General features: G+C 64.1%; 10 protein-coding genes. 3 read left to right on the top strand and 7 right to left on the bottom strand.

What is annotated here, in order from left to right; all coding sequences use genetic code 11:
* Positions 1-109 precede the first annotated feature (109 nt).
* The 7 genes from ACI2KG_RS24445 to ACI2KG_RS24415 all read right to left on the bottom strand — a co-directional run bounded on the left by ACI2KG_RS24445 (position 110) and on the right by ACI2KG_RS24415 (position 8,068).
* On the bottom strand, positions 110-1,786 hold the full coding sequence (locus tag ACI2KG_RS24445) for a DUF1302 domain-containing protein (RefSeq protein WP_404663634.1): 1,677 nt from the start codon (positions 1,784-1,786) through the stop codon (positions 110-112).
* 71 nt (positions 1,787-1,857) lie between these two features.
* Positions 1,858-2,946, bottom strand: a complete 1,089-nt coding sequence (locus tag ACI2KG_RS24440; protein ID WP_404663594.1) for an MBL fold metallo-hydrolase — start codon at positions 2,944-2,946, stop codon at positions 1,858-1,860.
* Positions 2,939-4,801 carry a long-chain-acyl-CoA synthetase gene (locus tag ACI2KG_RS24435; RefSeq protein WP_404663593.1) on the bottom strand — a complete coding sequence of 621 codons (1,863 nt, stop codon included), beginning with the start codon at positions 4,799-4,801 and terminating at the stop codon, positions 2,939-2,941. Before ACI2KG_RS24435 ends, ACI2KG_RS24440 begins: the two co-directional genes overlap by 8 nt.
* Before the next feature lie 35 nt (positions 4,802-4,836).
* Entirely contained in the window at positions 4,837-5,898 is a 1,062-nt protein-coding gene (locus ACI2KG_RS24430) for an alkene reductase (protein ID WP_404663592.1), read from the bottom strand.
* 9 nt (positions 5,899-5,907) lie between these two features.
* The gene (locus ACI2KG_RS24425; protein ID WP_404663591.1) at positions 5,908-6,537 is read right to left on the bottom strand and encodes a nuclear transport factor 2 family protein; all 630 of its coding nucleotides are present in this window, start codon (positions 6,535-6,537) and stop codon (positions 5,908-5,910) included.
* Between the two features lie 5 nt (positions 6,538-6,542).
* A complete protein-coding gene (locus ACI2KG_RS24420) occupies positions 6,543-7,319 on the bottom strand; it encodes an SDR family NAD(P)-dependent oxidoreductase (protein WP_400622566.1) in 777 nt (258 codons plus the stop codon).
* A gap of 14 nt (positions 7,320-7,333) precedes the next feature.
* Positions 7,334-8,068: an SDR family NAD(P)-dependent oxidoreductase gene (locus ACI2KG_RS24415; protein ID WP_404663590.1), complete on the bottom strand. Its 735-nt coding sequence runs from the start codon at positions 8,066-8,068 to the stop codon at positions 7,334-7,336.
* A gap of 226 nt (positions 8,069-8,294) precedes the next feature.
* Between ACI2KG_RS24415 and ACI2KG_RS24410 the strand changes: the two genes are divergently transcribed.
* The 3 genes from ACI2KG_RS24410 to ACI2KG_RS24400 all read left to right on the top strand — a co-directional run bounded on the left by ACI2KG_RS24410 (position 8,295) and on the right by ACI2KG_RS24400 (position 12,675).
* On the top strand, positions 8,295-9,629 hold the full coding sequence (locus ACI2KG_RS24410; protein ID WP_404663589.1) for a spinster family MFS transporter: 1,335 nt from the start codon (positions 8,295-8,297) through the stop codon (positions 9,627-9,629).
* A 17-nt stretch (positions 9,630-9,646) separates the two neighbouring features.
* The gene (locus ACI2KG_RS24405; protein ID WP_404663588.1) at positions 9,647-10,477 is read left to right on the top strand and encodes an alpha/beta fold hydrolase; all 831 of its coding nucleotides are present in this window, start codon (positions 9,647-9,649) and stop codon (positions 10,475-10,477) included.
* A 68-nt stretch (positions 10,478-10,545) separates the two neighbouring features.
* Complete coding sequence (locus tag ACI2KG_RS24400; RefSeq protein ID WP_404663587.1) at positions 10,546-12,675, top strand: FAD-dependent oxidoreductase; 2,130 nt, start codon at positions 10,546-10,548, stop codon at positions 12,673-12,675.
* The last annotated feature ends 168 nt before the right edge of the window (positions 12,676-12,843 follow it).

Genomic DNA, 12,843 nt, shown 5'->3' with positions numbered 1-12,843 from the left:
CCTCACTTGAAGGCTTGTGAATCAGGTTTTTGTTGTGCGCTGACGATGCCACACCTGAGCGGGTGGCGTAATCGTCCGTTTTGACTAGCGGCAGTTTGGCGCTGGCGCGTCAGAAGCTGTACTTCACCGAAATCGAACCGTAGTCACGGTCGGCCAGCAAGCGTTTGACCGGGTCGGCATCGCCCAGGTAGCTGGTTACCCGCAGGGCCACTTCGAGGTTACCCAGGTACTTGAAGGTTGTGCCCACACTCAACCGCCGATCGCCCTGCAGCCCGGAAATGGTCCCCGCCATCGGCGTAGCACCGCTGAACACGTTGGAGAAGTTCACCGGCACCTCCAGGTCCCAGCCTTCGAATACGTTGGGGTAGCTGAACGATGCGCCCACGGTATACGCGCTGGCGGTCTTGCTGCGCCAGGCCGAAGCGGTCTTGTAGGTGTAGTCATTCGAGGGCTGGACCAACGGGCGCATGGCCGGGATCAAGGCGTTGCCCAGGCCCAACAGGTTGGGTGCGGCGGACGCCTCATCCACGCTGTCGACCCGTACGTGGACAATTTCGGCGGTGAGCGTGGTCTGGCTGGCCCACGGCCGGTCACCGAGGATACGGATGGCCGACAGCTGCATCTGCTGCCCTTTGCCGCGCGCCGGCGTGGGGCCCAGGCCGGTATTGACCATGACGGGCGCCCCATCGCGGTAGGACCACTCGCCGCCCACCTGGGTTTCTCCGATCTTGGTCGACACACTCATACCGGTCAGCTTGATGTCTTCGAAGTAGGTGATGCGATAGCCATCAGGGGCGCCAAAAAATGCGCCGGGGCCAGCCGGAACGGCGCGATAGCCGACCAACGCGGTTGCCGGGTTCTTGTCGTGGTAATTGACATGGAACAGCGAAAGCTCCAGTGCCTGCACCGGGCGCACGCGCACCTGCACCCCCCACTGGCCGCTGTCACGCGGCTCATCGGTACCGCGGTAGTTGATGCGCGAGCCGTCGGCCCCCAGGATGAACTCACGCCCCGGCCCCACCACGTCAGTGGTCGACAGGTAACTGCCCACCGGTGGCAGCTCCGTGCCCATCCACTCATATTGCACATAGGCGCCAAAACTGAGCTGCGGGTTAAGGCGATAAGACGCCGACACCTGCCCGACGGGCAACAGCACTTCCTTTACCTCAACCCCGGGTTGCGCCGCCTTGACCGCATCGGACGGGCTCTGCACACCGCTGACGCCCGGGTAGAACAGGCTTTCACCCCAGGACTCCACGTGCCGACCGGCTTTGACATCCAGCATCGAGTCATTGTCGAAACGCCAGCCGCCGAATACATAGGCATCGAGGAACTTGCTGCGCCCACCACTGTAGTATTTGATGTCGCTGGTAAATTCGTTGAAGTCACCGTCTTTGTTGACCGTGCCCGGTGAGTCGTTATCGTTGCTGCGGTGGTACACATCGTCATAGAAGGTGCTGGCACGCAGCACCGCACCGTAGTTGTCCTTGCGCAGAATCATCTCGGCCAGCGCGCCGATGCGGTTGGTTACCAGGCTGCCTTTGTCGAAGTTGCGATCGCCATCGTCGCCGTTGAGCGTCAGCAGGTTTTTGTCCGGGCTTTCCAGGCGCACGCCAAGGCCATAGCTGGTGGTCACGGTCCAGTCGAGCGTCGCGCCGTTATCGAACTCGATGGTTTCACCTGCCCAGACCGGCGTCGACACCATCCCGATCGCCACCATCAGCCCCGATAACGCAAAGCCCTGAACAGCTGGGCCAGTACACTTGTTGTTGTTTTTATACGTCACCATGCCTCTCCCGTTATACGACCCGACGGCCGCGCTTGAGTGCAAAACAGCACTTCTGTTTCACCGTTCGCTCATAGCTGCCCGAGTATCGGCTTAGCCTCTACACCGGCAGGTGTACGGCCATAGCGCAATACCCCGGCAACTTCTTCACGCCCCAATTGCCCCAGGGCAATCAGGTAGTTGATGTGCGCCAGGGTCTCGCCCAAGGCCATCAGCTCATCGAACCGCCCGCTGACCTTGGGGAACAGCACCGCCATCAGCTCTGCGGCGCTACGCGGCAAGGTGCACGCGCCCAGCACTTGCTGCAGGTGCGCGTGGTGGTGGTCGCGCAACTGGTCAAGGCGCAGGTGCAGATTGAAGAACGGCCGTTCATGGGCCGGCAGCACCAGCACGTCATCCGCAACGCTGCGCAAGTGCTCCAGGGACTCAAGCCACTCACGCAAGGGGTTCGCATCCGGTTCGGTGACCTGCACGCACACGCTTGAGGTGATCCGTGGCAGCACCTGGTCGCCTGCGATCAGCAACTGGTCTTCAACGCAGTACAGGCAGGCATGCTCTGGCGAATGCCCACGGCCAATTCGCACCTGCCAAAGGCGGCCACCGATGCGCAGCTCGCTGCCTTCGCGCAAGCGGTGAAAACTGGTGGGCACTTCGGGGCGAAAGTGTGCCGAGTTCAACAACGGGAACAGCGCTTCGGTCTGTTCGGCGCTGAACCCGGCTTTCTGGTAATGCGCACGGAACGCCCAACTGCTGCCGGCATCGCCCTGCCCACCCAGCTGGTGCATCGCCTGGTACTCGCTGGCCGTCATGAACACCGGGCAGCGGAAGCGCTCGGTCAACCAACCAAGCACGCCCACGTGGTCGGAGTGAAAGTGCGTGCAGATCACCGCCAGCAACGGCAAGCCGCCCAGCGCCTGCTCGAACAGCCGCTCCCAGATTTCACGGGTTTGCCGGTTGTTCAGGCCGGTATCCACGGCAACCCAGCCCTGCCCGTGGCGCAGCAGGTAGAGGTTGATGTGATCGAGGCCGAATGGCAGCGGCATGCGCAACCACAACACCCCTTCGGCGACCGCCTGCACCTCGCCATTGGCCGGCGGCACGGGCCACGGGAAGCGCAGGCCCGCCCGCCATTCATGGCCCTGCGCGTCCAGGCTACTCACTGGCATCACCGGCAAAGGCCGCCAGGCCGGCGCGGGCCAGCACGTCGGCGCTGTAGGGCATGTAGCTGCGGCTGCTTTCGTCACGAATGAACAACGGGTCGCTGAATGCGCTGGGCGCGTAGCCTTGGCGTTGCAGGTCAACCTTGCGCAGCTTGAAGGTGCTGGTCAGGTCGGCAGCGGCCGACACGCGGACAAACACCGGTGCGGCGTAACGCGGCAAGCGCTGCTCGGTCAGGGCGTAGAATGCCGCCGGATCGAAATGCTGCCCCGGCTGCATCAGCACCGCCGCCATGCCCGCGCGCCCCTCTTGGCCGGGCACCTGCACGCCGTAGATATTGATCAGCTCAAGGCCCGGGAAATCACCCAGCGCGGCGGCCACTTCCTGGGTCGAAACGTTCTCGCTCTTCCAGCGGAAGGTGTCGCCCACGCGGTCAACGAAGTAGAAGTAGCCGTCTTCGTCATAGCGCAGCAGGTCGCCCGAACTCCAATAGGCGTCACCTTCAACCAGCACGTTGCGGCGTATCTTGCTGGCAGTGGCCTCGGCCGAGGTGTACCCCTCGAAACGCCCGCCGCCAATGTCAGGGTGGTTGATGATGTAGCCCAGGGCTTCGCCCACCTCACCCGCTTCACACAGCTGGTAGAACCCCTGTTCGTCCCGTGGGTGGCTGTCGCTTTCCACGTCATAGCGCACCAGCCGCAAATTGCTTTTGTCCCAGTACGGAACACGACCGCAAGCACCCACATAATTGTCGACGTTGACCAGATTGGCATTGGATTCGGTAGAGCCCCAGCCCTCGAACACCTGAATCGGTCCAAAACGCTGCACCCAGTGCTGCCAGGTTTCGCGCGACAACCCGGCGCCCAGCATGCAGCGCAGCCCGTGATCCTGCTCACCGGGCACTTCAGGCTGGTTAAGCAGGTAACGGCAGATTTCGCCGATGTATTGGAACACGCTGATACGGTGCTGGCGCACGTCGCCCCAGAACTCCCGCACACTGAACTTGCGGCGCACCACGATGGCCGCACCGGTTTTCAGTGCGGTGGAGGTGACCGATGTGGCGGCAGCGCCGTGATACAACGGCAAGCAGCAATAGAACACGTCTTGCGGCGTGGTTTGCAGGGTCACTTCCATGATGTCGCCGGTGGACATCCAGCGCATGTGGCTGTAGCGGGCCGCCTTTGGCAAACCGGTGGTGCCAGAGGTGAAGATCAGCAGGCTTGGCGTTTCTGCCGGCAGGTCGGCACGCAAGTCGCGGGGAAACGGCGTACCCGGTGCCTGGGCCATGGCAGCGTCCAGGCCGGTATCGAGCTCATCGGGCATGGCGGCTGTCCAGGGCCGCTCGCTGTCCGCCGCCAGCCACAATGGCACGTTCGGCAAGCCTGGCGTGGCAATGAAGTTACCGAGCACCTCTTCGCCCACGATCACCGCGTTGGCGGCGATGGACTGCAACGCGTGCACCAGCGGCCGGCCACTGACCTGGGTGTTGACGAAGCCTGCCACCACGCCCAACTTGGCCAGGGCAAACCAGCAGCAGAAGAATGCAGGGCGATTTTCCATGGCCAGGGCGCACACATCGCCCGGGCGCAGGCCGCGTGCGTGGAACACATGGGCCAAGCGGTCGGCCTGGGCATTGACCTGGGCGTAACTCAGGCGCTGGTCGCCATAAATGATGAAAGGCCGCTCGCCATGCCGGCGTGCCTGCTCTTCCACACGGTCAGCCAAGGTGTAGCGGTCTGCCGGCTTGATGCGCGCACTGGCCTCGGCCCGGCGATCCAGAATGGCCTGCGTGTGCTCGCGCGGTACCGGGCCGAGCGCGTCGGCGGGCCGCAGGTTGAGGTTACTGAAATTGTTCATCCCGTTCTCCGAATAACCGGCTGTTCATGGACCGCTCAGGGGTGGCTCGGGTAGTCCGAATAGCCTTGCGATCCTTTTGTATAAAGCGTCTTGCGGTCGAAGCCGGCCAACGGCAGGCCGGCGCGCAGGCGCTCGACCAGGTCCGGGTTGCCGATAAAATGGCGGGCGAATGACACCGCCACCCCCTCGCCCGCCTGCAGCGCCGCAGCGGCCGAGGGCCCGTCGAAACCATCATTGAGAATCAGCCCGCTGCTGCTGTGGCGGCGAGCCAGGGCAAACGCATCCAGCCCGGCCGCAGGCGAACGCATGATGTGCAGGTAGGCCAGCCCTAGCGGTTCGACAGCCCGGCACAGTGCGGCGGCGGTCGCGGCCGGCTCGGCGTCGCTGATGTCGTTGTACGGGTTGCCTGGGCACAGGCGAAAACCCACCCGCCCGGCACCTATGGCAGCGCTCATGGCCCCCAGCACTTCGGCAGGAAAGCGCACGCGGTTGTCGACCGAACCGCCGTAACCATCAGTGCGGTGGTTGCTACCGTCAGCCATGAACTGCATGGGCAGGTAACCACTGGTACAGTGCAGCTCCACCCCTTCGAAGCCCGCCTCACGCGCGTTCAGCGCGGCCTGGCGGTACTGCTCGACGACCCTGGCGATGTCTTCAACGCCCAAGGCCTGCGGTTCATCGGTGTCGACCAGCCCGGCACCATCGCTGTACAGCTGGGTACGGGCACGCACGGCCGACGGTGCCACGGTGCGGGCGCCCACCGGCTTGTTCAGCCGGCTGGCCGCACGGCCGACGTGCATCAGTTGCAGCACCATCCGCCCCCCTGCGTTGCGTACCGCACGGGTGACCTGGCGCCAGCCCTCGATCTGCGCCGCGTTGTAGATTGCCGGTGTGCGGCAATAGCCCAGGCCATCGGCAGACGGTGCCGTGCCCTCGGCAATGATCAGCCCGGCACTGGCCCGCTGGCGGTAATAGTCGACCATCTCCGCTGTCGGTATGGCCTGCGCGGTGGCCCGGCTACGGGTCATCGGTGCCATGACGATACGGTTGCCCAGCTCCAGCTCGCCCAGGCGCAGGGGTTCGAATAAAAGGCTCATCGGGGTTCCTCAGCGCACGCGAATCTTCGGCGCCGAAGCGCCACGTCGCAGGGTGGTCAGAAAGTGCTCCAGAGGCGCAGCCGGGGCCACCTCGGGCAGTTGTGCCTTGTCTGGGCGCTGCGCCCAGAATTCGGCCCAGGACGGGAACAGGTCGTGAAAGCTGCCGGCATAGGGCTCACGCCCCGGCCAGCGCATCTTGCGCTCGCCAATGGGCGGCTTGTTGAGGTCGCTGGCATACCAGTAGCACGGCAGCCGACGGCGAAAGTACCAGCGCCCGCCAATGCGCTCGTAGTCATCCCAGTAGAGCATTTGCATGGTGACCCACTCCGGGCCTGTCTCATGCTCGTTCTTGGAATACACAACGCCCACGGCATGGTCCGCATCCAGCAATTCGATGATGTGCTGGCCCAGGTGGTGGGAAGTGCCGCTGAACTGGTCGCGCAGGGTGGCATCAACCCAGGCCTTGAGGTGTGCACGCCCGGTTTTTTCACGGCCCACCCGGATGTCCTCGGCAAACAGGTTGACGTGCGCATCCAGGTCGCGCATGTCCAGCGACAGCGAATACTTGGCGGCCAGCTGGCGAATTTCCTCGATCGATTCCAGGCGCTCGATACGCGCCAACACATTGTTCGGTTCCATGCGCGTCACTCCAGCACCGTATACAGTTCAGCACTGCGCCCGCCGTCCACCGGCAAGCAGGCACCGGTGATGTAGGACGCTTCGTCACTGACCAGGAAGAGGATGGCGTTGGCCACCTCCTGCGGCAGGCCAACGCGGCGCAGCGGGATCAGCCTTTCGGTGTTGCCGCGCGCGTTTTCATCGGCAAGCATCCCCGCCGTTGCCGGCGTGTCGATCACCCCAGGGCTGACCACATTGCAGCGAATGCCGTACTGGGCGCCCTCGCTGGCGGCAGCGCGGCTGAAGTTGATCACCGCCGCCTTGGCCGCCGAGTAACCGGCCATCCAGGGGGTGCCGAACAGGCCGCAAATCGAGGCGATGTTGACGATCGCACCACCACCGCCCTGGGCTTTCATCAGCGCCATTGCGCTGCGCGTGCCCCAGAAGGTGCCGTCGACGGTGGTGCTGAAGTTGGCGTGCCATTGTTCGGTCGAGGTGCTGTCGATAGCGCCCCAGGTATACGCCATGGCGTTGTTGACCAGGATATCCAGGCGGCCATGGCGCTGGGCTGCGGCCTCGATGGCGCTACCCAGGGCCTGCTCGTCGCTGACGTCGGCCACCACCGGCTCGGCCAGGCCACCGGCCTCGCGAATGGCCGCAGCAACGGCTTCCAGGGGCGCCAGGTTGCGCCCGCACAGCAGCACTGTTGCACCTTCCTGCGCAAAGCGCCGGGCGGTAGCGGCACCGATCCCCGACCCTGCGCCCGTGACCAACGCTACCTTGCCTTGCAAGCGAATACTCATGCCCAGCTCCCGTTTCAGATAAAGGCCATGCCGCCATTCACAGCGAGGTTCTGGCCGGTAATGAAACTGGCGTCATCGCTGGCCAGAAACACCGCCACGCGGGCAATTTCATCGGCTTCGCCCATACGCCCGAGCGGGATCGCCTTGAGCATGCCTTGCAGCCACTCGTCAGCAATGCCCGCCATCATTGGCGTGTTGGTAGGGCCGGGTACCAGGGTGTTGACGCGAATGCCGCTGGCTGCAAGCTCCCGTGCCATGCTGCGCGTCAAGCCCATCACCCCGGCCTTGGCCGCGCAGTAATGGCTTGGGCCTTCGCCGCTCACGGCCGCCGTGCTCGACACATTGATCAGCACGCCTGCGGTGGCGTGCCGGTGCATCAGCCGCACCGCTGCGCGGCTGCACAAGAAGGTGCCGGTAAGGTTGACGCCGATCACCCGCTGCCAGTTTTCGTCGGGGGTGTCGACCAAGGCGTCGACCGCGCCGACGCCGGCGTTGTTGACCAGGATATCGAGCCGGCCAAAGCGCGCTTCCACGGCGGCCATCGCCGCCGCCACCGACGCGCTGTCGGCCACATCGCAGGCAACCGCCAGCGCGTTGTCACCCATGCTTTCAACCGTTTGCCGAGCGGCCTGCAGGTTGATGTCGGCTGCCACCACCCAAGCCCCGGCCTGGGCAAACTGCCGGGCAATCGCCTGGCCCATGCCCTGCCCGGCCCCGGTGATCAGGGCCACTTTGTTCGCTAACTTCATCATCGGTCTCCCGCAAGCCTTGGCTACCTCGATCACCGGCACGTTTGGCCTGACGGTCGAGCACGGGATTGATCATTGACGCTTGGCACACCCGCTACATCGTCCGATGGGACTAGCCAGTGCCATTTGCCGGCGCAGGGCAAACGGCTGGTCTGAACGGACGATGTCGCCTGCCAGGATTCGTGCGACGCTCCTGCCCACTGGAACAAGACCGGGAGCACCTGCTGTGAACTCATCGACCCCCGTTACCTGGCGTAGCCACTACGCACTGTTCGTGCTGGCCGTGATCTACATCTTCAACTACATCGACCGGCAGTTGATGGCGATCCTGATCGAGCCGGTCAAGGCCGAATTCGGCATCTCCGACACTGGCATCGGCCTGCTCTCGGGGGTGACCTTCGCGGTGTTTTACACCGTGTTCGGCTTCCCGCTGGGGCGCCTGTCTGACCGTATCGGGCCAAAGCCGGTCATCGCCGCCTGTTGCATTGCCTGGAGCGTGATGACCATGGCCTGTGGCCTGGCCACCAGCTTCTGGCTGCTGGTTCTGGCGCGCATTGGCGTGGCGGTCGGCGAAGCCGGCGGTACGGCACCTTCGGTGGCGATGATCTCGCAGCTGTATCCAGCCAAAAACCGCTCCACTGCACTGTCGATCCTGATGCTAGGGTCGAGTTTCGGGGCAATCTTCGGGCTGGGTTTTGGCGGCTGGATTGCCCAGCACTACGGTTGGCGGTCAGCGTTCCTGATCATCGGCGTGCCCGGCATCCTGCTGGGTTTGCTGTTGTTGTTGACCGTACGTTCGCCAAAGGTCGCGAGCCAGGCGCGGCTCAAGGCCCAGGTCGCCGAGGAAGGCTGGGCCAGAAGCGTGGCCAGCATGCTCGAAACCCCTTCGTATGTCTGGCTGTTGCTGACCGGTGCGTCCAGTGCCATTGCCGGCTATGCCATTGGTACCTGGAGCCCCAGTTTCCTGATCCGCTCCCACGGCCTGAACCTGCAGGACGCCGGTTTTCTGGTAGGCGTGGTCGGCGGCACCGGCGCCACGTTCGGCACCCTGGCCTGCGGCATCATCTCGGACCGCATGGCCCGGCGCGACGCCGGCTGGCAAATAGGTGTACCGCTGCTGGCCACCTTGGTCAGCATCCCGTTTGCGCTGGCCTACTTCCTGTGGCCAACCGGCACCCTGTTCCACCTGGGCAGCACCCCGGTACCGACCGCGTTCCTGTTCTATGCAGGCTTTGCCTTCTTCGGCACCTGGTGGGCGACACCGTGCCTGGGCGCCGTCACCCACCTGTTCCCGGCCGCACGCCTGGCCCAGGCCACCGCCATCTTTGTCATGGCCATGACCTTGCTGGGCGTGGGTGTCGGCCCGTTGCTGATCGGCGTGCTCAGCGACTGGTTCGCCCCTGCCCTGGGCACCGAAGCCTTGCGTTACGCGCTGGCCAGCTCGATTTCAATGCTTGTGCTGTCGAGCGTGTTCCTGGGCATGGCCCTGCCCCGCTATCGCGCACACCTGGGGCGATCGGCAACCGCAGTTGCCGACCCTGAAACTGCTGTAACCGCCTGATGAATGGAGATCCGAAGATGTCAGAACAAGACCTACCGTTGCCCCTTGGCCATTTCGTCACCCTGGACAACGGCCTGCGCCTGCATTACCTGGATGAAGGCACTGGCCCCGTGGTGCTGTGGCTGCATGGCAGTGGCCCGGGGGCCAGCGGCTACAGCAATTTCAAAGGCAACTACCCGGCCTTCGTCGCGGCAGGCTTTCGCAACCTGGTCATCGACCTGCCCGGGTTTGGCCGGTCGGACAAACCCGACAACATTCACTACGACCTGGACTTTTTCGTAGGTGCCGTGAGTGGTTTGCTCAAAGCCCTGGGGATCAAGCGCTGCACCCTGCTCGGCAACTCGCTGGGCGGCGCCATCGCCATCGGCCTGGGCCTGGCCGAACCGCAGATCCTCGACAAATTGATCCTGATGGCGCCGGGTGGCGTCGAAGAGCGCGAAACCTACTTCCAGAAGATCGGCATTCGGACCATGGTCGAGCTGTTCAATGCCGGCCCGCTGGACATCGACACGATGCGCCAGATCATGAGCCTGCAGCTGTTCGATGCCTCGCAACTGCCCGACAGCCTGCTGGCCGAACGCGTTGCGGTGGCGGTGCATCAACCGCACTGCCTGTTCTCGACCATGATGGTGCCGAACATGACAGAGCGCCTTGGTGAACTGAAGGTGCCGATCCTTGGCTTCTGGGGAACCAACGACAACTTCAACCCGGTGGGCGGGGCCATGAAAGTGCTCGACAATGCCCCCAACGCCCGCTTTATTGTGCTCAACCGCTGCGGCCATTGGGTTCAGGTCGAACACCGCGAGCTGTTCAACCGCTCCTGCCTGGACTTTCTTCGCCAGGCATAACCCCCTTGCGACAGCGGCAGCCTTGTCGCTGTCGCACGGGCATGTCACCACCAAGGGCTGAGATAACAATGACAAACTTGTCCCATTTGCTTGCACCGGGGCGCATTGGCCCGTTGCAGTTGCGCAACCGCATTGTCATGGCGCCCATGGGCTCCAACTTTGCCGAAGCTGACGGCCATTGCGGCGAACGCATTCAGGCTTACTACGAAGCCCGGGCCGCCGGCGGCGCCGGGTTGCTGATCATGGGCGTATGTGCCATCGCCTTCCCCGCCGGCACGGCTGAACCGTACCAGGTGGGTGTCAGCCACGACGCGTTCATCCCGGGCCTTGCGCGCCTGGCAGCGCGTGTACACAAGCACGGTGCAAAAATTGCCATGCAACTGCAGCACGCCGGCAAGAATGCCATTCGCGACATGGCGGCCGGCCGACCATTGTGGGTGCCTTCGCTGCCACCGCCCAGTAGCTCCGACATGATGCTGGCCCTGACGCCTGAAGAAACCGCCTCGTTTGTGAGTGCCGTACGCGGGCGCAAGGGCGGCATCGACATACGCGTGATGGACACACCGGACATCGCCCAGATGGTCGAGTGGTTCGCCGCCGCGGCGTACCGGGCGCAACAGGCGGGCTTCGATGGCGTCGAGATTCACGCCGCGCACAACTACATCCTGGCGGGTTTCCTGTCGCCTTACTACAACCGACGCGACGACCAATACGGCGGCACGCTGGAAAACCGTGCGCGCCTGCTGCTGGAAGTGCTGGCGGCCGTGCGTGCCCGGGTTGGCGCAGGTTTTGGCGTGTGGCTACGCCTGGATGCGGAAGAAATGCACACCCCCGGCGGCATTACCCTGGCCGACGCGCAAGCGGTAGCGAAGCTGGCCGAGGCGGCCGGGGTGGATGCCGTCAGTGTTTCGGCGTACGCGGCCACCACCAGCGGCGTGGCGTTTACCCAGGCGCCGCTGGTTCAGCAGCCAGGTGGTTTTCTGGAGTGGACAGCGGCCATCAAGCAGGCGGTGGACATACCGGTGATCGCGGTAGGTCGCATCGAGCCAGAGGTGGGCGACAACGCCATTGCCGCCGGCCACTGCGACTTCATCGCCATGGGGCGCAAACTGTTGGCCGACCCGCAGCTGCCGGAAAAGCTCGCTACAGGCCAGGCGCAGGCGATTCGCCCCTGCATCTATTGCTACGTGTGCGTGAGCCAGATCTTTATCAATGAACGCGTCAAGTGTGCAGTCAACCCGCAAACCGGGCACGAAGCCGAGCGGGTCATCACCCCAGCCGACCATGCCCGGCACATCGCAGTAGTCGGTGGCGGGCCGGCGGGGCTTGAAGCTGCGCGGGTTGCTGCCTTGCGCGGGCACCGCGTGACGTTACTGGAACGCAGCGAGCGCCTGGGCGGTACGTTGTTCTTTGCTGCCCTCGCCTACCCCGAAAACGGCCGTTTGCTCGACAACCTGCAGTATCAGGTTAAACAACTGCCCATCGATGTACGCCTTGGCGTGGGGGTGAGTGCTGCCCTGTTGCGTGACCTGGGTGTTGATCAGGTAATCGTCGCCACCGGCGCGCAGCGTGCAGCCCCTGATATCCCGGGGGCAACGCAGGATCATGTGTGGAGCGGCGACGAACTGCGCCGGTTGCTGACCGGTGACCGCGCCGAAGAGATCGCCCGAAGCAAGCTGTCGCTGACGCAGCGCGCGATGATGAAGGCCGGCAGCCTGATCGGGGTTACCGACAGCAGCGAAGCCATGCAGAAGCTTTCGCATGTATGGATGCCCTTGGGTAAGCGCGTGACCATCATCGGTGGCGGGCTGGTGGGCCTGGAACTGGCGGAATTCCTGATCGCCCGCGGGCGCCAGGTGTGTGTACTGGAAAGTGCCTCGCACCTGGGCCGGGAGCTGGCGATTGTTCGCCGCTGGCGTGTATTGCACGGTATCCGCGTGCACGGCGGGCAGTTGCTGACAGGCGTTACTGTCACGGCCATCGAAGGTAAGTACGTGCGTTACCGCACCGCCGAGGGTGAAGCCTGCGAGGTACGTGCCGATTCGGTGGTACTGGCCAGCGGCGCAATGCCAGACACCACGCTTGCGCAAGCCCTCGGCAACGAAGGGTTCAAGGTGGTCAGCATTGGCGATTGCGAAAGCCTGGGTTACATCGAAGGCGCCATTGCTGCAGGCCATCGCGCCGGCCGCGAAGCCTGAGGCCAAGCGGGTTTACCCGCGTTGGCTGGTTCGCGGGACAAGCCTTGATGCCGGTCAGTTAAGGAGTAAGGCTGACAGGTGCTTGCCTTGAGATGTTGAGGGCCTGTGAGATCGAGCGCCGCCCGCGCGGCGCTTCGCGGCACAAGGCCGCTCCCACATCTGTTTCGG

The organism is Pseudomonas sp. NPDC089407 (assembly GCF_044900445.1).
Classification (GTDB): Bacteria; Pseudomonadota; Gammaproteobacteria; order Pseudomonadales; family Pseudomonadaceae; genus Aquipseudomonas.
The sequence above is the reverse complement of the archived record's forward strand: the minus strand, read 5'-3'. Positions and strand labels throughout refer to the sequence as shown.

Excerpts from the sequence above, each read along its gene's own strand:
- ACI2KG_RS24420 (WP_400622566.1), bottom strand. The coding sequence starts at position 7,319 with ATGAGTATTCGCTTGCAAGGCAAGGTAGCGTTGGTCACGGGCGCAGGG.
- ACI2KG_RS24425 (WP_404663591.1), bottom strand. The coding sequence starts at position 6,537 with ATGGAACCGAACAATGTGTTGGCGCGTATCGAGCGCCTGGAATCGATC.
- ACI2KG_RS24415 (WP_404663590.1), bottom strand. The coding sequence starts at position 8,068 with ATGAAGTTAGCGAACAAAGTGGCCCTGATCACCGGGGCCGGGCAGGGC.
- ACI2KG_RS24430 (WP_404663592.1), bottom strand. The coding sequence starts at position 5,898 with ATGAGCCTTTTATTCGAACCCCTGCGCCTGGGCGAGCTGGAGCTGGGC.
- ACI2KG_RS24435 (WP_404663593.1), bottom strand. The coding sequence starts at position 4,801 with ATGAACAATTTCAGTAACCTCAACCTGCGGCCCGCCGACGCGCTCGGC.
- ACI2KG_RS24405 (WP_404663588.1), top strand. The coding sequence starts at position 9,647 with ATGTCAGAACAAGACCTACCGTTGCCCCTTGGCCATTTCGTCACCCTG.
- ACI2KG_RS24400 (WP_404663587.1), top strand. The coding sequence starts at position 10,546 with ATGACAAACTTGTCCCATTTGCTTGCACCGGGGCGCATTGGCCCGTTG.